We start from the raw sequence: 18,854 nt of genomic DNA on the forward strand, positions 1-18,854 counted from the left end.
CCAGCCACCGGCCGATCCGGACAGGCCCCGGCCGACCCGGAGCGCTCAGCCGAAGCGGCCGGAGATGTAGGCCTCGGTGGCCTCGTTGTCGGGGTTGGCGAACATCTTCTGGGTGGAGTTGAACTCCACGAGGTGGCCGGGCTGGCCGGCGGCCTTGAGGTTGAAGAAGCCGGTCTCGTCGGAGACGCGGGCGGCCTGCTGCATGTTGTGGGTGACGATGACGATCGTGTAGTCGGACTTCAGCTCGTGGATCAGGTCCTCGATGGCGGAGGTCGAGATCGGGTCGAGCGCCGAGCACGGCTCGTCCATCAGCAGCACCTGCGGCTCGACGGCGATCGCGCGGGCGATGCAGAGGCGCTGCTGCTGGCCGCCGGAGAGGCCCATGCCGGGCTTGGAGAGCCGGTCCTTGACCTCGTTCCAGAGGTTGGCGCCCTTGAGCGAGCGCTCGACGATGTCGTCGGCCTCGTCCTTCTTCATCTTCTTCGAGTTCAGCCGGTTGCCGGCGAGGACGTTCTCGTAGATCGACATCGTCGGGAACGGGTTCGGCCGCTGAAAGACCATGCCGATCTGGCGGCGTACGGCGACCGGGTCGACGGCGCTGTCGTAGAGCGACTGCCCGTCGACGGTCACCTTGCCGTTGACGTGGGCGCCGGGGATGACCTCGTGCATGCGGTTGAGCGAGCGCAGCACCGTGGACTTGCCGCAGCCGGACGGGCCGATGAAGGCGGTCACGGAGCGCGCCTTGATGTGCATGTTGACGCCCTCGACGGCGAGGAAGTCGCCGTAGTAGATGTCGAGGTCGGAGACGTCGATGCTCTTGGCCATGGTGGGGGTGACTCCTTGGTTCCTACGTCGGCCGGCTCAGCGGCCGGTCTTGGGGGCGAACGCCTTGCCGACGAGCCTCGCGACGAGGTTGAGCGACATGACGATGATGATCAGGAAGAGGGCGGCGCCCCAGACGCGGTCGGTCCAGATCTCGCCGTACTTGAAGTGCGTCGTCTGCCCGAGGGACTGGAAGATGTAGACCGGCAGGGTCTGCACGGGGCCGTTGAACGGGTTCCAGTTCGCCACCCGCGCCGTGCCCAGGATGAGCAGCAGCGGAGCTGTCTCGCCCGCCACGCGCGCGATGGCCAGCGTGATGCCGGTGACGATGCCGGCGACGGCGGTCGGCAGGACGACCTTGACGATCGTGCGCCACCGCGGCACGCCCAGGGCGTACGACGCCTCGCGCAGGTCGTCGGGCACGAGCTTGAGCATCTCCTCCACCGACCGGATGACCGTCGGCAGCATGAGGACGGCCAGTGCGATGGAGCCGCCGATGCCCAGGCGCGGGAGCGGGTCGCCGGTGACGACGATGAACAGCGCGATCGCGAAGAGGCCGGCGACGATCGACGGGATGCCGGTCATCACGTCGACCAGGAACGTGATGACCTTGGCGAGGCGGTTGCTCTTGCCGTACTCGACGAGGTAGATCGCGGTGAACAGGCCGATCGGGATCGCGATGATCGCGGCGATCGTCGTGACCATGATCGTGCCCATGATGGCGTGGTAGATGCCGCCGCCGACGCCGAGAAGGGCCCGCCCGCTCATGTCGTCGTTGAGGAACGCCGGCGTGAGCACCGGCAGTCCGCGGGCCACCACGGTCCAGATGAGGCTGACCAGCGGGAGCATCGCCAGCACGAAGGCGGTCCACATCAGGGTTCGCATCAGCGCGTCGGTGGCCTTGCGCGAGCCCTCGACGCTGCGCGACCACACCGAGTAGCCGACGACGTAGGCGGTCCACGCGACCACCACGCCGACCACGGGGCTGGCGCCGAGGAGCCAGGCCAGGACGCCGAGCGCGGCGGAGCAGACGCCCACCAGGACGGGGGCGATCCGCGGCAGCGTGCCGCCCATCAGCGGCTCGAGCTGGTCGGCGGTCGGGGTCGTGAGGTCTGTGCTCATGCCTTCACCTGCCCGCGGGTCGCGACGTAGCGGCCCAAGAAGTTGACGGCGAACGTCAGGACGAAGAGCGCGAGGCCCGCGAAGATGAGCACGTTGATCTTCAGGCCGGCTGCGTTGGCGTAGTTGTTGGCGATCGCCGCCGCGATGGTGTTGGAGTTGGAGGACGAGATGACGTCCCAGCTGATGATCGCGCCGGTGGCCGAGAGCACCATCGCCACGGCCATCGTCTCGCCGAGCGCGCGGCCCAGGCCGAGGAGGAGAGCGGCCACCATGCCCGAGCGGGCATAGGGCAGCACGGCCAGGCGGATCATCTCCCAGCGGGTCGCGCCCAGCGCGAGCGCGGCCTCCTGCTGCATCGTGGGCGTCTGCGCGAAGATCTCGCGCAGGATCGCGGTGACGATCGGCAGCGCCATCAGCGCGAGCACCACCGACGCGGTCAACAGCGTGCGACCGGAGTTGGACACGGGCCCGGCGAAGAGCGGGATCCAGCCGAACCAGTCGTTCAGCCAGTCGAAGATCGGCACCATGCGCGGCGCCAGCACCGCGATGCCCCACAGGCCGAAGACGACCGACGGCACGGCCGCCAGCAGGTCGACGAGGTAGCCGACCGGCTTGGCCAGCCGACGGGGCGCGTAGTGCGAGATCACCAGCGCCAGGCCGATGGCCAGCGGCGCCACGATGACCATCGCGAGGGTGGACGACAGGATCGTGCCGAACAGGAGCGGACCGACGTACGACCACACGCTGGGCTTGCCGTAGGCCTGGTCACCCGACGCCTCGAGCGCGGGCAGTCCCTGAGCCACCAGGAAGATCGCGACGCCCGCCAGCAGGGCCACGACGAGCAGGGCCGCCACGAGGGCCGTGCGGCTGAAGACCGCGTCCCCCACGCGGGTGGTCCTGGCCCGGGAGCGCTGGTCCTGCTCCTGCTCGGGATCGCGGATCGCGGTTGTCATCGGCGTTCCTCCTGGGTGACGACGTGTCGGAGGGGGCCGGGCCTCGTGGGCCCGACCCCCGCCGTGGTGCTGTGGATGCTCAGCCGGCCGAGATCTCGTCGACGACTGCCTGCGCCTGCTCGCGAACCTCGTCGGGCAGCGGCGCGGAGCCGGCCTCGGAGGACCCGATCTCCTGGCCCTCGTCGCTGAGGATGTAGGAGATGTAGCCCTTGACGTTGGCGGCGGTCGCCTCGTCGTCGTAGGTCTGGCAGGCCAGGAGGTAGGACGTGAGGACGATCGGGTAGACGCCCGACTCCTCGGTCTTGTAGTCCAGCTCGTGGGCGTAGTTCACGTCGGAGCCCTCGTCGACGCGGGGCGAGACCTCGAAGATCTTGGCGGCCGCCTCGGGGCTCGGGGCGACGAACTCCTCACCCACACCGATGTTGGCCTGGCCGAGGCCGCCGGCCTGGCTGGCGTCGGCGTAGCCGATCGTGTTGGGCGCGTCGGTGACGACCTGGACGACACCGGAGGTGCCCTTGCCGCCCTCGCCGCCGGCCTCGGTCGGCCACGTCTCGACCTCGCCGGCGGTCCACACGTCACCGGCGACCTGGGAGAGGTAGTTCGTGAAGTTGCCGGTGGTGCCCGACTCGTCGGAGCGGTGGACGGGGGTGATGTCCTCGCTCGGCAGGTCGGCGTTCGGGTTGTCGGCGACGATCGCCTCGTCGTCCCAGCTGGTGATGTCGCCGGCGAAGATGCCCGCAAGGGTCTCCGGAGAAAGGTTGAGGTCGTCGACTCCCTCGAGGTTGTAGATGACCGCGATCGGCGAGATGTAGTTGGGGATCTCGATCGGCTCGGCGCCGCAGGTCTCGGTGGCTCCGCTCAGCTCGCCCTCGTCGTCGGTGAGGTAGGAGTCGCTGCCGGCCATCGGGTAGCCGCCGGAGATGAAGTTCTCGCGGCCGCCACCGGAGCCCACCGGGTCGTACGACACGGTCACGCCGGGCGCGACCTCGCCGAACCCGACGATCCAGGCGTTCTGCGCGGACTCCTGCGAGGAGGCGCCACCGATGGCGAGCTCGCCGGACAGGTCGGCGTAGTCGCCGCCGGACTCGGAGCTGCCCGCGTCACCGGACGCACCGTCGGCCGAGTTGCCGCCGCCGCAGGCGGCGAGGGAGAGGGAGAGGGCAAGCACGGCGACACTGGGGGCGAGCAGCTTGCGGAAGGAAGTGCGATTCACTTCGGGAGCTCCTGATGGAAGTCTGATGATTGCTGACGGTCAGGACGCTAGGGACGACAGGAGAACGACCACGGCGTCGTCGGTGAACGGGCGATGAACTCGACCGGACCGGATGGCGTCGCCGATCCGTGCGTGAGACGGCGATCACATGAACTCGGCCCGCGAGCCTTGACGCGGGAGGGGCCGCAGGCCTAGGGCCGAAGGCGGCTCAGGGCTGCAGCACCTCGGTCGCCACCACGCGGCCCTTGCGGTGGTGGGCCACGAGCATCCAGCCGGGCTCGAGCCGGGTCTCCGGGAGCCGCAGGGCGTCGAGGACGGTCGGGAGCACCGGGCGGTGCGTGCAGAGCACCGTGCTGTCGCCGCTCTCGAGGAGCGCGTCGACGACGTCGACCACGCCCTGGGCCGTGGCGCCCTCCTCGCTCAGCTCGTCGTACTTCTTCACCGGCCAGCCGGTCGTGTCGACGTACGGCGTCACCGTCTGCACGCAGCGGGTGCTGGAGGACGTGTGGACCGAGGTCACGTCGAAGGCGGCCAGGAGCGGGACGAGCCGCTCGGACTGCATCTCGCCGAGCTGGACGAGCGGGCGCAGCCGGTCGTCCTTGCGCCAGCTGCCCCGCGAGCGTGCCTTGCCGTGGCGCAGCACGACGAGCGCCCGGGTCTTGCGGCGCAGCGGACGGGCCTCGGCGAGCGTCTCGCAGTCGTGGGCGTAGGTGAGCCGGCGCACGGCCGCGTCCCACGGCACCCACTCGACCGCGTCGATCTCGTCGTTGGGCTGGTAGCGGCTGACGTCGTCGCTGCCGACGACGCGCGCGGTCCAGTACTCCACCGTCTTGTAGCGGCCGTTGGACATCCGGTAGCGCTGCGAGGACAGCGCCGGCCCGAGCCGGACGTCGATGCCGGTCTCCTCGGCCACCTCGCGGACCGCGGCGGTGACGACGTGCTCGCCGGGGTCGAGCTTGCCCTTGGGGAAGGACCAGTCGTCGTACTTGGGCCGGTGGACCAGCAGGACGTCGCCGCCCTTGCGGGTCACGACCGCGCCTGCAGCGCGCACGTCGCGGGGCTCCATGGAAGTAGTGTCACACCCGTCGCCGATCCGCGAGGAGCCCGTCCGTGCAACGCCGTGCCGTCCTGGCCCTCGTGGGCGTGCTGGCGGTGGTCGTCGCGGGGCTCGTGGCCTTCCGCGCGCTCGACCGGGGTACGCCGCTGCAGCAGGCGCTCGACCTCGTCCCGGCCGGCACCAGCCGGGCCGCGTGGACCGACTGGGCGGGCGTGCGCACCGAGCTCGGGGCCGACCTCGACGACGGCTCGAGCGCCGAGGCGGTGGACGCCTTCCTCGCCGACGCCTTCGCACGCGACCTGTCGTCGATGTCCGCGCTCGGCACGTCGGCGGGCGTGGTCCAGGAGCAGCTGGGCTTCTCGCCGGCGACCCTCGAGTGGGAGCTGCTGGCGCAGTCGGGTGACGGCGCGGTCGAGGTGATGGGCGTCGGCGACGACGTCGACCTCGACGACCTCGCGACGCGGCTGCGCGACCTCGGCTGGACCGAGCCGGAGGAGGCCGACGGGGTGTGGGTCGGCGGCCCCGACGTGCTGTCGGAGGTGGGGTCGATGCTCACCCCCGAGCTCCAGCACTTCGTGCTGCTCGGCGACCGTGGGATCGTGCTGGCCTCGGACCAGGCGCCGTACCTCGAGGAGGTCCTGGAGGTGGTGCGCGGCGACGCGGAGGCGGCCGACGAGCTGGCCGACCTCGCGGGGGCCCTGGAGGAGCCGCTCGCCGCCGCCGTGTACGACGGTGCCTACGCGTGCGAGGAGCTGGCGATGTCGCAGGCCGACGAGGACGCGCAGGCCGAGGCCGACCAGCTCGTGGCGGCAGCGGGCGGCGTACACCCCCTCACCGGGTTCGCGATGGGGCTCCGGCGCGGGGGCGACGTCCGGGCGGTGCTGCAGGTCGAGGACGCCGACGACGCCCCGGGCGACGCCGACGCGCGGGCCCGGCTCGCGGCCGGCCCCGCGCCCGGGCAGGGCGGCGACTTCGGCGACCGGTTCTCGGTGGCGGGGGCAGGCTCGGACGGGCGCGAGATCACCCTCGACCTGCGTCCCGCCGACGGCGAGTACGTCCTGTCGGACCTGACGAGCGGGCCGGTGCTGTTCGCGACCTGCTGAGCCGCGCGGGGGCGGTCCGGCGCGGCTCAGTCCTCGGAGGGCTTGCGCGGGGTGACGCCGAGCAGCCGGTCGATCTCCTCCTGGGAGAGGTGCTCCTCGGACTCGCTCGCGGCGATGATCAGCGTGGTGGTGAGCTCGACCTCGCCGAGGAGGTCGCCGTCCTCGAGGGTCACGTCGAACTGGTCGTGCACGTCACCCTCCCTCTCCGCGCGAGCACGGTCTTCTCACTCAAATGTACGTCTTGGGGTCCAGTGTCCACGACAGGTGCCGCCGGGCAAATGACCCTTTCGTGTCACTAGTCTCCCCCCAAATCCACTCCGGCCCCTCCCCTTTATAGGGGAGAGGCCAGAGCGTCGATCAGATCTGGACCTCAGTCCAGCGTCCGCTGATCAGAGCGGACGGACGTTCTCCGCCTGCGGGCCCTTCGGGCCCTGGGTGACGTCGAACTCGACCTTCTGGTTCTCGTCCAGGGACTTGTAGCCCTGGCTCTGGATGGCCGAGTAGTGCACGAAGACGTCGTCGCCGCCGTCCTCCTGCGCGATGAAGCCGAAACCCTTCTCGGCGTTGAACCACTTAACGGTGCCCTGAGCCATGTCGCTCGTTACTCCTTTGTCGGGGCGTGAGCCGCCACCTCGGCGACCCGCACCAGATGCGGTGACACGCCGCTTGCGACTCACGAGCTGGCAGGGCCCGAAGAACAAACGCCGTTGGATCACAAACTCCGCGGGCGTCGACCTGCTGGAACTTGCACCTGTTGCAGGACAGACCCTACCAACAATTTGCCCCGCGTCACCGGTCGAGATCAACGCGTCGGTGAACACTCGGCCAACGGGGTCGTGGAGCGTGCAGCGACGCCCGCGTGCCACGCCCGCCGACGGGTCCTCCGGCGAGCCCTGACACCATCGCCGGGTGACCGGACCAGCTCGTCCCCGCGTGGCCGTCTGCGGCATCAGCCTGGAGGCCTCGACCTTCTCCCCCGCGCTCACCACGGCGGCGATGCTGTCCCCGCGACGTGGTCGAGAGGTGCTCGACGCGTGGGACTTCTGGCGCGCGGGCGGCTCGCTCGCCGACCGCGCCGAGTGGATCGGCGTGCTGCAGGCGCGCAACATCGCCGGAGGAGCCATCCCGGCCGACGACTACGCCGCGCTGAAGGCGGAGATCCTGGCGGGGCTCGCCGCAGCGGTCGCGGAGGCGCCGCTCGACGGCGTGGTGCTCGACATCCACGGCGCGGCCGGCGTCGTCGGGCTCGACGACATGGAGGGCGACCTGGCCCTCGCGGTCCGTACCGTGGTCGGGTCGGACTGCCTGCTCAGCAGCGGCATGGACCTGCACGGCAACGTCTCGCACACCCTCGCCGAGACGGTCGACCTGCTGACGACGTACCGCACCGCACCGCACGTGGACTGGCAGGAGACCAAGGAGCGCGCGGCGCGCAACCTGCTCGACCGGCTGGCACTGCCCGCCGGGCAGCGCCGGCCGGCGAAGGCGTGGGTGCCGGTGCCGATCCTGCTGCCCGGCGAGATGACCAGCACCCGGCAGGAGCCGGCGAGGAGCCTGTACGCCGAGGTCCCGCGGATCGAGGCGCTCGACGGGATCCTCGACGCGGGCATCTGGATCGGCTACCCGTGGGCCGACGAGCCGCGCAACTGCGCGGTGGTCATGGTCGTCGGCGACGACGCGGACCTGGCGATGCGGCAGGCCCGTGACCTCGCCGGTCGGTTGTGGGCGCGGCGCGAGGAGTTCGGCTTCGTCGCCCCGACGGGCTCGCTCGGCGACGTCCTCGCTGCGGCCGTGGCGTCCCCGGTCGCGCCGTACTTCGTCTCCGACTCGGGCGACAACCCGACAGCGGGCGGCGCCGGGGACGTGACGTGGACGCTCGCTCGGCTGCTGGCGAGCACGGAGCTCGCCGCGAGCGGGAAGCGGGCGATCTACGCCTCGATCCCCGACGCGGCCGGCGCGCTGGCGGCGTACGAGGCCGGGGTGGGTGCGGACGTGCACCTCACCGTCGGCGCCCGGGTCGACGACCGGCACGCTCCTCCCGTCGAGCTGAGCGGGCGGGTGGTCGCCGTGGTGCCGGGCGAGGACAACCTCGAGGTCGTGGTCCGCACGGAGCACGTCGACGTGGTCGTGACCCGCCGACGGCGGCCCTACCACCTCGAGTCCGACTTCACCCGCCTCGGGCTGGACCCCCGCAGCGCCGACATCGTGGTCGTGAAGATCGGCTACCTCGAGCCCGAGCTGTACGACATGGCCGCCGACTGGATGCTCGCGCTGACCCCCGGCGGCGTCGACCAGGACCTCACCCGGCTCGGGCACCGACGGGTCCGGCGGCCCATGTTCCCGCTCGACGACGTGTCCGGCGTGGACCCTCTCGCGTACGCGGTGCTGTTCCCGGGCGACACGACCGGGTGACGTGCCGGGCACCCGAGCCGCGTGGCGGATCAGCGTCCGAGGGCGGCCATCACCTCGGCGACCACGGCGGCGCTGGTGACGCTGCGGCTGCCCTCGTCGTAGCCGGCGGACACCCCGGCGGACCGCACGCTGCCGGGCGCGCGGAGGTGGACCTCGCGGGCGCCGGTCTCGGCGACGATGCGGGCGGCGTTGGCCGGGCGGACCCCGCCACCGACCGCGATGCGTACGTCGTCGCCCCCGCGCCGCACGAGGCCGGCGAGCGCCGGCAGGTGGTCCACGGCCGGCCCGCTGCCGCCCGAGGTGAGGACCCGGGTGACGCCGAGGTCGCGCAGCAGCCCGAGCGCCGACCGCTTGTCCGGCACGGAGTCGAAGGCCTTGTGGAAGGTGACCGGGGCGTCGCCGCACGCGGCGACGAGGCGACGTACGGCTGTGGCGTCGACGGTCCCGTCGGGCTCGAGCGTGCCCAGCACGAAGCCGAGCCGGGTGCCCGCCGGCACGGCCGACCGGGTCGCCTCGATGTCGGCCGCCATCACGTCGACCTCCTGCGCCGAGTGGACGAAGTCGCCCGCCCGGACGCGCACCAGGACGCGGATGTCCAGCCCGGGCGCCTCCTCGGCGCAGTGGCGCACGAACCCGAGCGTCGGTGTCGTGCCCCCGTCGGCGAGACCGGCGCACACCTCGAGCGCGTCGGCGCCTCCGGCGGCGGCGACGGCGGCACCGCCGACGTCCTCGAGGCAGATCTCGACCAGGGTGCGCGCGGGCTCGCTGTGGGTCACGGGGCCACGCTATGCCGCGCCGGTCGGATACGTTCGTGCCGTCCGGACCCGACCCCAGGAGAGCCCGTGAGCGTCCTCGTCTTCTACAAGCCCACCCCCGAGGGCGCGGAGGCCATCCGGGCCGGCGCCGTCCAGGCGGCGTTCCACGCGACCGACCTGATCGTGCACAACCTGCCGGCCGACGCCGCGGAGGCGGAGAAGGTCGAGGCCCTCGCCTCCGGCGCGGCGACAGGTGCCGGCGTGGCGGTCCGGACCATCCAGGCGGCGGCCGACGGCTCGCCCGTGGACCAGTTCCTCTCCGCGGCCGAGCAGCCCGACGTCGAGCTCCTCGTCCTCGGCATCCGGCACCGGACGCAGGTCGGCAAGCTCATCCTCGGCAGCACCGAGCAGCAGATCCTCCTCGACGCCCCGCGCCCGGTGCTCGCGGTCAAGGCCTGAGTCAGCGCTGCCCGTCGGGGGGCGTCATCAGCGTCCACAGCAGCTCGAGGGAGCGGTCGAGCCAGTCGGGCGTGACCTCGCCGCGTCGCACCAGCTCGCCGAGGTAGGCGCCGACCATCAGGCTCACCACCCCCTCGGCGTCGAGGTCCGCGCGGAGCAGGCCGGCCTCGACGTCGGCGCGGATCCGGCCGACCAGCACCTCGACGTAGGGCCGCAGCGCGGTGCGGAACAGCGCCGTGAACTCCGGGTCGCTGTCAGAGACCATCGCCGCGAGGCCGCCCGGCCCGAGGACGTCGCCCATCTGGTGCCAGACCTGCTCGAGCGCGGCGCGGATCTTGTCGCGCACGTCGCCCTCCGCTGGCACGTCGGGCGTGCCGATCGCCTCCGCGAGGACCGCGGTCAGGAGCGCGCCGCGGTTGGCGTGGCGGCGGTAGATCGACGTCTTCGCCACGCCCGAGGCGGCGGTCACCGCGTCGATCGTGACCGCGCGCGGACCCCCCGCGCGCAGCAGCTGCAGCACCGCGGCTCGCAGCCGCTCGTCCAGCGCGGACTGACGGGGCCTGCCCGGCCGGGCCGGTGGGGGTGAGGGGTCCGCGGGCACGCGCGCTCCGTCAGGTCGTCGGGATGGGGACGTCAGCATGACACCGGCGTGCCCGGCCGCTCCTCGCCGACCTCCCCACCGTCCTCGGAGGGCTCCTCGACGTCGAGCCACGGCTCGTCGGAGGCCGCGGAGGTCGCGGTCAGCGCCGCCAGCACGACGGCGTACGTCACCAGGCTCGCCAGGGCGAAGGCGAGCAGGACCAGCAACCCGTGCACAGCGCTCACGCAGCCCGGTCGAAGGGGCTCGCCTCCCGCTCGCGCGCCGGCTCCGGCGCCGCGTCGGCGCGCCACTTGTCGAGGAAGTAGACGAGGGTGACGCCGCCCATCGTCAGCCCTCCGGCCAGCAGCGCCACCACGATGAACAGGACCACCTCGGTGCTCGGCACGTCCACCACTCCTTCCGCTCGATTTCGATACGTCTATCGTATCGAAAGTGCATGCCCCATCCAAGCAGGCGGTCGGCGGCGACCCTGACCCCGAAAACCACGACCGCCCGCTCCCCCTGTCGAGGAGCGGGCGGTCGGCGTCGGGGCTCAGCGTCGGTCGTCGACGTCGCCCTCCGCCTCGATGTGCTCCTTGCGGACCTCCTCGGTGACGGTCTCCTCGTCGGTCACCGTCTCGGTCCCGAGGCGGACCCGCTCGACAGGCTCGGCGGTCTTGTCGACGACGGGGCGCTCCTCGCGCAGCACCACCTCGTGCTCCTCCTCGGAGATGTCCGGGCCGGAGAGTGCCTCGTCCCGGTTCTCGCCGGTGAGGGGCTCGGTCTCGAGCACCGCGCGCTCCTTCTTCACCGGGACGGTCACGGTCTCCTGCTCGGTGGTGACGTACTTGCGCAGGCGGGCGCGACCGGCCTCCTGGGAGGTCGTGCCCACGTCGAGGCGCTCCTCCGACCGCGTCATCGCGTGGTCGGTGTCCGGGCCGGAGGTGTCGTGACCCGCGGAGTGGTCGTACCCGGTCGTGCCCGCCGCGGTGCCGGCGGTGGTGCCCGTGGTGCCGGCGAGTCCCGTGCCCTCCTCCGGCAGCCCGGAGTCGCTGGCGCGCTCGGAGTAGGTCATGCCGTAGTGCTCGTAGAGGCGACGCTCCTCGGACTGGTCGAGGTGCCCTCCGTCGACGTCGACGTTCGGCGCGTCCTTGATCTGGTCCTTGGTGAACGGGACCCGTACGCCGTCGCCGGTGACGTCGGCGCGGGCAGCGGGGACGAACGACTCGTTCATCCCGAACAGGCCGGTGTTGACGGTGAGGAACTCGGGCTGGTCCGTGTCGTCGTCCAGGTAGACCTGGCCGATCTTGCCGACCTTCTCGTCGTCGCTGGAGTAGAGCGTCTGGCCGATGAACTGGCCGTGGTCGAAGGTGTCCATGTCAGTGGTTCTCCTTGAGAGATGGGTGGACGGGTGCCGCGCGGGCGCGCGACGGCCCGTGGTCAGTACTGGCGCGGCGAGGCGTCGTACCCGGCGCCGGGCTCTGCGTTCTGGTCGTAGACCGCCGTGCTGCCGGTCGTGGCCGAGCCGGGTGTGCCGCTCGACGGCGACAGGTCCTGGGCAGCGGACCGGGCCTGGTCGCGCACCGACGGCGCACTGTCGGCGTGTGCCTTCATGCGCGGCGCCTCACGCTCGGCGGTCGAGAGATAGCTCTCCCACCGCTGCTGCATGGGACGGATGAGCCCGCCACCGACGCCGACGATGATGACCCCGGCCACGGTGGCGAGGATCGCGATCAGCACCGGGGTGGTGACCGTGGTGGCGACGCCGACCTGGTTGAGCGCGGCGACGACACCCAGGAAGAGGATGAAGGCCGAGGCGATGTTGGCCAGGGCGCGGCCGTAGGACAGCCCGCCGATCATGTTCTCCAGGAGGCCCTTGACGGCGGCGGCGATGGAGGCGGCGACGACCAGGATGATGATCGCGACCACCAGGCTCGGGAGGAACCTGATCACGTCCTCGATCAAGCGGCTGATCGGGTTGGCGCCGAAGACGCCGAACGCGAGCTGCAGCACGAACAGCAGCAGGGTGTAGTAGATGAGCTTGGCGACGATGTCGCTGGCGTCCATCTTCGAGCCCGCGAGGGCGCGCTTGATCCCGCCCCTCTCCACCGCCTTGTCGAAGCCGGCGCGCTCGAGGATCGCGTTGAGCGCCTTCGCGATCACCTTCGCGATGATGATGCCCACGATCAGGATGACCAGGAACAGGACGAGCTTGGGCACGAACTCGGCGACCGTGCTCAGGCCGTCACGCAATGCGTCTTTCATGTGTCCTCCGTTCGCGACGCCGGAGGTCGACCCGCCACGGGATGGGGACGAACGCCGTGCGCCGCTGGTAGTGGTTTACGACGTAAGCCGTACCCACGAACCGGGGCCACATGTGGCGGCCGGAGAAATGCACCCCTAGGAGGGGGTCAGTCGCCGAGGTGCTCGTTGCGCGCGACGGTCATCCGGTCGAGGAGGGCCTCGAGCGCCTCCTCGAACTCGACGGCCGAGTGGTCCTCCGACAGCGACGACCGCAGCCGGGACACCGTCGGGTAGTCCGACACCCCGGGGTCACCGGTCTGGTCGTCGAGGACGTCGAGGGGGCCGACATCGGCGCCGTGCACGGCGACCTCGAGCAGGAGGTGTCCCAGCAGGAAGCTGGTGTACGCGCGATAACCCTGGATCGCGGCCTCGTCCGTGAAGCCCTCCTCGACGAGGCCGGACAGGAACGTCTCGACGACCTGGAGGCTGCGCAGCGGGGGGCGGAGCCAGGGCGCCTCCGCCGGGCGGGAGGCGACCAGCGGGAAGGCCTTCGGGTGCGCCAGCGCCATCCGTCGTACGCCGTGGGCGAGGCGCTGCAGGAAGTCCTGCCACCCGTCGCGGGGCGAGTCCAGCACCACCTCGTCGTCGTGCACGTCGGCCACCAGGCGCTCCACCACGGCGTCGAGGAGGTCCTCCTTGCTCGGCACGTACCGGTAGAGCGCCATCGCCTCCACCCCCAGCTGCTCCCCGAGCCGGCGCATGGTCAGCCCCGGGAGGCCGTTCGCGTCGATGAAGTCGAGCGCGGCCGCGACGATGCGGTCACGGGAGAGCGACACCCGCGCAGAGGGCGGCGGGTCGTCCTCCACCGCCGCGCGGTCGGCGTCCGGGTACGCGTCCCCGGGACCCGCCTGGTCGCTCATGTCCGCCCCCTCCGACAGCCTGGCCGCCTGCCCCACGGTATCGCGAGGCGTACGACCCAGGAGGGGGAGAGGCTAGCCCCGGCGACCCAGCGCGAGGCGCGCCAGCCGGAGCAGGGCGAGGGCCGCGGCCGCTGCCACGGACCCTGCCACCAGGACGGACCACCCCTCGCCGGCCTCGCGCCACGTGATGCGGCGGTGGGTGAGCAGTGCCCACGTGCTGCGCGCCGGCGACGGCGCGGTGGGTGCAGTAGGTGCGGTCACGAGGCGTCCTTCCGAGGGGAACGTACGTCGTAAACCCTCGCTCGCCCCGCCGGTGCGATCAAGGTCGCCCCGCCCGAAAGGACGGGCCGGGAGATCGTGCGACCCGCTCCGCGGGCCGGGAGGTGCGCCCCGACGACGGTCCTCTGGAAGGATGCGCAGCGCGGACGCCGTCTCGCCGTCGACTCCGTCGCGGGCCTCTAGCTCAATTGGCAGAGCAGCGGACTTTTAATCCGTTGGTTCAGGGTTCGAGCCCCTGGAGGCCTACAGCGTCCTCTGGACGGACTCGGTGATGCTGTCGAGCCGCGAGGCGAGCGGCTGTCATCATCGACGGATGGCCGTCATCGAGCTCCGCGACATCGTCAAGACCTTCGGGCCCACCCGCGCGCTCGACCACCTCGACCTCACCGTCGAGGCCGGTGAGGTGCACGGCTTCCTCGGGCCGAACGGCGCCGGCAAGTCCACGACCATCCGCGTCCTGCTGGGCCTGCTGCGCACCGACTCGGGGACCGCGTCCCTGCTGGGCGGTGATCCGTGGCGTGATGCCGCCGACCTGCACCGCCGGCTCGCCTACGTGCCCGGCGACGTCTCGCTGTGGCCCAACCTCACGGGCGGCGAGGTGATCGACGTCCTGGCCCGGATGCGCAGCCGCGGCGGCAGCGAGGGCCGCCTCGACGAGGCACGTCGCGCGGAGATGCTGGAGCGGTTCGAGCTCGACCCGTCGAAGAAGTCACGGACCTACTCCAAGGGCAACCGCCAGAAGGTCGCCCTGGTCGCGGCGCTGGCCAGCCGCGCGGAGCTCTACCTGCTCGACGAGCCGACCTCGGGGCTCGACCCGCTGATGGAGGCGGAGTTCCAGAGGGCCGTCCTCGAGCTCAAGGCCGACGGCGCGACCGTGCTGCTCAGCTCGCACATCCTCGCCGAGGCCGAGGCCCTCTCGGACCGCATCAGCATCATCCGCGCCGGCCGCGTCGTGCAGTCCGGGACGCTCGCCGAGCTCCGACACCTGACCCGCACCACCGTGATCGCCGAGACCGAGCGGCCCGCCACGGGCATCGCCGAGGTGCCGGGTGTGCACGAGCCGGAGCTCCACGGCGACCGCGTCACCTTCGACGTGGACTCGGACCACCTCGACGCAGCCCTCACCGCGCTCACCGCTCTCGGCGTCCGGTCCCTGGCCGCGCACCCGCCGACCCTCGAGGAGCTGTTCCTGCGGCAGTACGGCGAGGAGGTGTCGTCGTGACCGGGTCGACCACCGGTGTGTCCGACCTGCTGCGCCTGGTCGTGCGCCTCGACCGGGTGCGGCTGCCGCTGTGGCTGGTCGGCCTCGGGGGGACCATCGTCGCCAGCGCGCTCGCCGTGCCACCGCTGTACGACACCCCGGAGAAGGTCGCCGGCTACGCCCGCGCGATCGGGGTCAGCCCGGTGAACTACCTGATGTCGGGCCGACAGGCAGGCCTGGACACGCTGGGCGGCATCGTGGCCAACGAGATCTCCCAGGTCGCCCAGCTCGGGGTGTGCCTGATGGTGGTGTTCCTGGTCGTGCGGCACACCCGCGCGGAGGAGGAGACCGGGCGCGCGGAGCTGCTGCGCTCCACGGTCGTCGGCCGTCACGCCGCCACGCTCGCGGGCCTCCTCTACGGCGTCGCGGCAGCACTCCTCCTCGGCGCCATCACCACCGCGTCGATGCTCGCAGCCGGTCTCGAGGCCGGCGGCAGCCTCACCTACGGGACCGGGCTGGCCCTCCTCGGCGTGACGTACACGGCCGTGACGCTCGTGGCCGCCCAGGTCTCGACGAGCGCACGCGGTGCCCTGGGCCTGGCGGGGGCCGCGGTCGCGGTCGGGTACCTGGTGCGCGGGGTCGGGGCGATGGAGGACAACGCCCTCGTCTGGGCGTCGCCGTTCGGCTGGGCGCAGCGGATGGACTCGTTCGGCGACGAACGCTGGTGGCCCGCCCTCGTCCTGCTGCTCGCGACGGCGCTGCTGCTGGGGGCAGCAGCGTGGTTGACGACGCGGCGCGACTTCGGCGGCGGTCTCCTGCAGGCGCGCCCGGGCCGACCACGGGCGGGCCGGCTGCTGTCCACGCCGTTCGGGCTGGTGGCGCGCGTGCAGCGCGGCCTCATGATCGGCTGGGCTGTGGGGCTGGTGCTGCTGGGCATGCTGTACGGAGCGGTGATCCCCACGATCCCGGACCTGATCGAGTCGAACCCCGAGATGGCCGACTACGTCGGTGCGGGCGGGGCCGCCGGGGACGCCCTGGTCGACGCGTTCCTGGCGTACGTCTTCGTGTTCATGTCGGTCATCTCGTCCGGCTTCGTGGTCGCGTCGGTGCTGCGGCTGAGGGCCGAGGAGGAGGCCGGGCGCGCTGAGTCGATCCTCGCCACCGGGGTGAGCCGGACCGGCTGGATGGCCGCGACGGTCGGGGTGGCGTTCGTCGCGGTCACGAAGCTGACGGTCCTGATGGGTCTCGGCCTCGCCGTCGGCTACGGGCTCGGCAGCGGGGAGTGGGACCAGCTCCTGCCCCAGCTCGGCGGGCAGCTGGCCTACCTGCCCGGGACGCTGGCCATCGGTGCCTTCGCTGCCGCGGTCTTCGGGCTGGCGCCACGCCTCGCAGGTCTCGCGTGGGCCGCGGTGGCGTTCGTGGCGCTGCAGGTCATGCTCGGCCAGCTGCTCGGCCTCCCCGACGTCGTGGACGGCATCTCCCCCTTCTGGCACCTCGCCGAGGTCCCGGTCGACGGCTTCGAGGTGCTGCCCGCCACCGTGCTGGTGCTCGTGGCGGCCGCGCTGACCGTCGCAGGGCTGTGGGGCTACCGCCGCCGTGACGCCGTCAGCGGCTGACGTCCGGCACGCCCGCCTCCACCCGCAGCGGCCTCAGGTCCGCGACGACTCGACGTAGCCGAGCATCCGGTCGAAGAGCGCGGAGGCGCGGGCGAGGTCGCCGGAAGCGGGCGGCGGGTCGTCCGACTCGGGCACGCGCTCGCCTGTGGGGCGCCAGTCGGGTCGGTAGTCGTCGGCGATGGCCGCGGCCGCGCGGCTCGCGACCCGCACGACCTGCGGGTCGACGGACCAGAGCGCCTCGAACGAGCGCTGCGCGTCGGGTACCGCGCGCTCGCGCGGGAGCTCGACCGCGGCGAGGAAGGCCGGCAGGTCCGTGGCGTCGCAGACCACGAACCACTCCCGGTTGAGCGGCGCGTCGTCGGGCAGGCGCACCTCGGTGAGCAGGCCGTCGGCGACCGGGGCGGGTGCGGCGGCGTGCGCGAAGGTCACCGCGGCCCGGGCCGTGCGGGCCAGCTCCGCCCAGCGGACCTGCGAGTGGCGCAGGAACTCCTCGCGCTGGAAGCCCGCGAACAGCAGCGGCACGGCGGCGCGGGCGCAGCACTCGTCCTCGATGGCGTGGCTCAACGCGCTGAGGGTCGCCTTGGACAGGACCTGCGCGGTGAGCTCGGGGTGGTGGCGGCGGACCTCGGCGTACACCGAGCGGGGCCGCACCGGGGTGGTGGTCGTGCGGCGGACCGCCGCCTCCAGGGAGAGGCCTGCCCTGCGGTGGGCGAGGACCTCCGCGACGGCTGCCACGTCGCCCTCGACGTACCTCCGGTGACCCCCCGGCGCCCGCGACGGCGACGGAAATCCGTAGCGCGATTCCCAACTACGGATCGTCGCAATGGGTACTCCAGTGCGGGCGGCCAGGTCACCGATGGTCAACGGGGACGACGTCGACTCCATCGTTAATTCTCCTCACCTTGCCTAGATTTAGTTGGGAGTCTTGCATAGATTGGCGCCCACGACGAGGAACGGGGAGGACCGATGACCTCAGTCTCGACCGACGAGGCGCTCGACCGGCTGCTGGCGTCCGGCCGCGCCCGCGCGGCAGCGACGGACGCGCAGCACGCCCGGCTCTGGGAGGCGCTCGTGAGCGCGACCGAGGGCGGCAAGCGGTTCCGGCCGGCGCTCCTGCTCGCCGCCCACGGCGCCCTCGGCGGCACGCAGGACGCCGCCGCCGCCGAGGTGGGTGCCGCCGTGGAGCTGATGCACACCGCCTTCGTGATCCACGACGACGTCATCGACGGCGACCACGTGCGTCGCGGACGCCCGAACGTCAGCGGCACCTTCCGTGACGCCGCCCTCGACGCCGGCGTCGCCCCCGGCCCGGCTGCCGACTACGGCCTGACCGCCGCGATCCTCGCCGGTGACCTCGCGCTCGCCGCGACCGTGCGCACGGTCGCGACCTGCGGCGCTCCGCCGGACGTCGTGCACCGGCTGCTCGACCTGTTCGACGCCGCGCTCCACACCACCGCGGCGGGCGAGCTCGCCGACGTACGCCTCTCGCTGGGGGCTGCGCCGACGACGCTCGACGAGAGCCTGCTGATGGAGGAGCAGAAGACCAGCGCCTACTCCTTCGCCCTGCCGCTCCAGGCCGGCGCCGTCCTCGCCGGCGCGGACGACGCCACGATCGACCTCCTGGGCGAGGCGGGCCGCGCCCTCGGCGTCGCCTTCCAGCTCGCCGACGACCTGATCGGCGTCTTCGGCGACCCGCGGCACTCGGGCAAGAGCGCGACCAACGACCTCCGCACGGGCAAGCAGACGCCGCTGCTGGTGCACGCCGCCTCCACCGCGGAGTGGAGCCGGATCGCCTCGCACGTCGGCCGCGACCTCGACGAGGCGGAGCTCGAGGAGGTCCGTCGCCTCCTCACCGCCTGCGGCTCGCGCGGGTTCGTCGAGGACCTCGCCGAGCAGCACCTGACCGCGGCGCGCACGGTGCTCGACGACCTCGGCATCGCACCCGGAGTGCTCGACGCGGTGGTCGCACCGCCACCGGTGGTCGCCACGGGCGAGGAGGTCGCGGCATGAACCTCTTCCTCCGCCGGGCCGCGCCGCGCGACCTCTACGACACCGTCTCCGAGGGCAGCTCCGCCCTCGTCATCCGCGAGTACTCCAGCTCCTTCGGCCTGGCCTCGC

At 72.2% G+C, this 18,854-nt stretch carries 22 protein-coding genes and 1 tRNA gene; 7 read left to right on the forward strand and 16 right to left on the reverse strand.

The features are described 5' to 3' along the window. Positions 1-45: 45 nt before the first annotated feature. The 5 genes from pstB to Q9S36_RS49460 form a co-directional block, all read right to left on the reverse strand. Complete coding sequence (gene pstB, locus Q9S36_RS49440) at positions 46-825, reverse strand: phosphate ABC transporter ATP-binding protein PstB (RefSeq protein ID WP_311292085.1); 780 nt, start codon at positions 823-825, stop codon at positions 46-48. 36 nt (positions 826-861) lie between these two features. Further along, positions 862-1,944, reverse strand: coding sequence for a phosphate ABC transporter permease PstA (pstA, locus tag Q9S36_RS49445; RefSeq protein WP_311292086.1), 1,083 nt, complete (start codon positions 1,942-1,944; stop codon positions 862-864). Continuing rightward, positions 1,941-2,897, reverse strand: coding sequence for a phosphate ABC transporter permease subunit PstC (pstC, locus tag Q9S36_RS49450; protein WP_311292087.1), 957 nt, complete (start codon positions 2,895-2,897; stop codon positions 1,941-1,943). Before pstC ends, pstA begins: the two co-directional genes overlap by 4 nt. Positions 2,898-2,976: 79 nt before the next feature. Beyond that, a complete protein-coding gene (gene pstS, locus Q9S36_RS49455; protein ID WP_311292088.1) occupies positions 2,977-4,110 on the reverse strand; it encodes a phosphate ABC transporter substrate-binding protein PstS in 1,134 nt (377 codons plus the stop codon). 208 nt (positions 4,111-4,318) lie between these two features. Beyond that, on the reverse strand, positions 4,319-5,176 hold the full coding sequence (locus Q9S36_RS49460) for an NUDIX hydrolase (RefSeq protein WP_311292089.1): 858 nt from the start codon (positions 5,174-5,176) through the stop codon (positions 4,319-4,321). Between the two features lie 44 nt (positions 5,177-5,220). Between Q9S36_RS49460 and Q9S36_RS49465 the strand changes: the two genes are divergently transcribed. Then, positions 5,221-6,270 carry a hypothetical protein gene (locus Q9S36_RS49465; protein ID WP_311292090.1) on the forward strand — a complete coding sequence of 350 codons (1,050 nt, stop codon included), beginning with the start codon at positions 5,221-5,223 and terminating at the stop codon, positions 6,268-6,270. A 26-nt stretch (positions 6,271-6,296) separates the two neighbouring features. Here the strand turns inward: Q9S36_RS49465 and Q9S36_RS49470 are convergent, their stop codons facing one another. Together Q9S36_RS49470 and Q9S36_RS49475 are read right to left on the reverse strand one after the other, a co-directional pair. Next, positions 6,297-6,461 (reverse strand): hypothetical protein, encoded by a 165-nt coding sequence (locus tag Q9S36_RS49470; RefSeq protein WP_311292091.1) that lies wholly within the window; start codon positions 6,459-6,461, stop codon positions 6,297-6,299. 198 nt (positions 6,462-6,659) lie between these two features. Then, positions 6,660-6,863: a cold-shock protein gene (locus tag Q9S36_RS49475; protein ID WP_028650227.1), complete on the reverse strand. Its 204-nt coding sequence runs from the start codon at positions 6,861-6,863 to the stop codon at positions 6,660-6,662. 316 nt (positions 6,864-7,179) lie between these two features. Between Q9S36_RS49475 and Q9S36_RS49480 the strand changes: the two genes are divergently transcribed. Beyond that, positions 7,180-8,682, forward strand: coding sequence for a M81 family metallopeptidase (locus Q9S36_RS49480; RefSeq protein ID WP_311292093.1), 1,503 nt, complete (start codon positions 7,180-7,182; stop codon positions 8,680-8,682). A 29-nt stretch (positions 8,683-8,711) separates the two neighbouring features. On the opposite strand, the gene Q9S36_RS49485 is transcribed toward Q9S36_RS49480, so the two are convergent. Beyond that, positions 8,712-9,458, reverse strand: a complete 747-nt coding sequence (locus Q9S36_RS49485; RefSeq protein WP_311292094.1) for a copper homeostasis protein CutC — start codon at positions 9,456-9,458, stop codon at positions 8,712-8,714. 66 nt (positions 9,459-9,524) lie between these two features. Between Q9S36_RS49485 and Q9S36_RS49490 the strand changes: the two genes are divergently transcribed. Then, a complete protein-coding gene (locus Q9S36_RS49490) occupies positions 9,525-9,896 on the forward strand; it encodes a universal stress protein (protein WP_311292095.1) in 372 nt (123 codons plus the stop codon). A gap of 1 nt (position 9,897) precedes the next feature. On the opposite strand, the gene Q9S36_RS49495 is transcribed toward Q9S36_RS49490, so the two are convergent. From Q9S36_RS49495 to Q9S36_RS49525, 7 genes are all read right to left on the reverse strand, one after another. Then, positions 9,898-10,497, reverse strand: coding sequence for a TetR/AcrR family transcriptional regulator (locus Q9S36_RS49495; protein WP_311292096.1), 600 nt, complete (start codon positions 10,495-10,497; stop codon positions 9,898-9,900). A 32-nt stretch (positions 10,498-10,529) separates the two neighbouring features. Then, positions 10,530-10,721: a hypothetical protein gene (locus Q9S36_RS49500; RefSeq protein ID WP_311292097.1), complete on the reverse strand. Its 192-nt coding sequence runs from the start codon at positions 10,719-10,721 to the stop codon at positions 10,530-10,532. Further along, on the reverse strand, positions 10,718-10,882 hold the full coding sequence (locus tag Q9S36_RS49505; protein ID WP_311292098.1) for a hypothetical protein: 165 nt from the start codon (positions 10,880-10,882) through the stop codon (positions 10,718-10,720). Before Q9S36_RS49505 ends, Q9S36_RS49500 begins: the two co-directional genes overlap by 4 nt. A 147-nt stretch (positions 10,883-11,029) precedes the next feature. Then, positions 11,030-11,854, reverse strand: a complete 825-nt coding sequence (locus Q9S36_RS49510; RefSeq protein WP_311292099.1) for a PRC and DUF2382 domain-containing protein — start codon at positions 11,852-11,854, stop codon at positions 11,030-11,032. A gap of 62 nt (positions 11,855-11,916) precedes the next feature. Beyond that, positions 11,917-12,741, reverse strand: a complete 825-nt coding sequence (locus Q9S36_RS49515; RefSeq protein ID WP_311292100.1) for a mechanosensitive ion channel family protein — start codon at positions 12,739-12,741, stop codon at positions 11,917-11,919. Between the two features lie 146 nt (positions 12,742-12,887). After that, positions 12,888-13,640: a TetR/AcrR family transcriptional regulator C-terminal domain-containing protein gene (locus Q9S36_RS49520; RefSeq protein ID WP_311292101.1), complete on the reverse strand. Its 753-nt coding sequence runs from the start codon at positions 13,638-13,640 to the stop codon at positions 12,888-12,890. 72 nt (positions 13,641-13,712) lie between these two features. Then, entirely contained in the window at positions 13,713-13,901 is a 189-nt protein-coding gene (locus Q9S36_RS49525) for a hypothetical protein (RefSeq protein ID WP_311292103.1), read from the reverse strand. A 191-nt stretch (positions 13,902-14,092) separates the two neighbouring features. On the opposite strand from Q9S36_RS49525, the gene Q9S36_RS49530 reads away from it, so the two are divergent. From Q9S36_RS49530 to Q9S36_RS49540, 3 genes are all read left to right on the forward strand, one after another. Next, positions 14,093-14,165 (forward strand) — tRNA-Lys (locus tag Q9S36_RS49530). A 67-nt stretch (positions 14,166-14,232) separates the two neighbouring features. After that, positions 14,233-15,141 carry an ABC transporter ATP-binding protein gene (locus Q9S36_RS49535; protein ID WP_311292104.1) on the forward strand — a complete coding sequence of 303 codons (909 nt, stop codon included), beginning with the start codon at positions 14,233-14,235 and terminating at the stop codon, positions 15,139-15,141. Further along, positions 15,138-16,736, forward strand: coding sequence for a hypothetical protein (locus tag Q9S36_RS49540; RefSeq protein WP_311292105.1), 1,599 nt, complete (start codon positions 15,138-15,140; stop codon positions 16,734-16,736). The genes Q9S36_RS49535 and Q9S36_RS49540 overlap by 4 nt, the downstream gene beginning before the upstream one ends. Positions 16,737-16,769: 33 nt before the next feature. Here the strand turns inward: Q9S36_RS49540 and Q9S36_RS49545 are convergent, their stop codons facing one another. After that, complete coding sequence (locus tag Q9S36_RS49545) at positions 16,770-17,621, reverse strand: DICT sensory domain-containing protein (protein WP_311292106.1); 852 nt, start codon at positions 17,619-17,621, stop codon at positions 16,770-16,772. 81 nt (positions 17,622-17,702) lie between these two features. On the opposite strand from Q9S36_RS49545, the gene Q9S36_RS49550 reads away from it, so the two are divergent. Beyond that, complete coding sequence (locus Q9S36_RS49550; RefSeq protein ID WP_311292107.1) at positions 17,703-18,746, forward strand: polyprenyl synthetase family protein; 1,044 nt, start codon at positions 17,703-17,705, stop codon at positions 18,744-18,746. Positions 18,747-18,854 lie beyond the last annotated feature (108 nt).

This window comes from Microbacterium sp. ARD31 (assembly GCF_031844425.1).

Coding starts and splice junctions, on each gene's coding strand:
- Q9S36_RS49520 (WP_311292101.1), bottom strand. CDS start 13,640: ATGAGCGACCAGGCGGGTCCCGGGGACGCGTACCCGGACGCCGACCGC.
- Q9S36_RS49545 (WP_311292106.1), bottom strand. CDS start 17,621: ATGGAGTCGACGTCGTCCCCGTTGACCATCGGTGACCTGGCCGCCCGC.
- Q9S36_RS49510 (WP_311292099.1), bottom strand. CDS start 11,854: ATGGACACCTTCGACCACGGCCAGTTCATCGGCCAGACGCTCTACTCC.
- Q9S36_RS49515 (WP_311292100.1), bottom strand. CDS start 12,741: ATGAAAGACGCATTGCGTGACGGCCTGAGCACGGTCGCCGAGTTCGTG.
- pstC (WP_311292087.1), bottom strand. CDS start 2,897: ATGACAACCGCGATCCGCGATCCCGAGCAGGAGCAGGACCAGCGCTCC.
- pstB (WP_311292085.1), bottom strand. CDS start 825: ATGGCCAAGAGCATCGACGTCTCCGACCTCGACATCTACTACGGCGAC.
- Q9S36_RS49460 (WP_311292089.1), bottom strand. CDS start 5,176: ATGGAGCCCCGCGACGTGCGCGCTGCAGGCGCGGTCGTGACCCGCAAG.
- pstA (WP_311292086.1), bottom strand. CDS start 1,944: ATGAGCACAGACCTCACGACCCCGACCGCCGACCAGCTCGAGCCGCTG.
- Q9S36_RS49475 (WP_028650227.1), bottom strand. CDS start 6,863: ATGGCTCAGGGCACCGTTAAGTGGTTCAACGCCGAGAAGGGTTTCGGC.
- Q9S36_RS49535 (WP_311292104.1), top strand. CDS start 14,233: ATGGCCGTCATCGAGCTCCGCGACATCGTCAAGACCTTCGGGCCCACC.
- Q9S36_RS49550 (WP_311292107.1), top strand. CDS start 17,703: ATGACCTCAGTCTCGACCGACGAGGCGCTCGACCGGCTGCTGGCGTCC.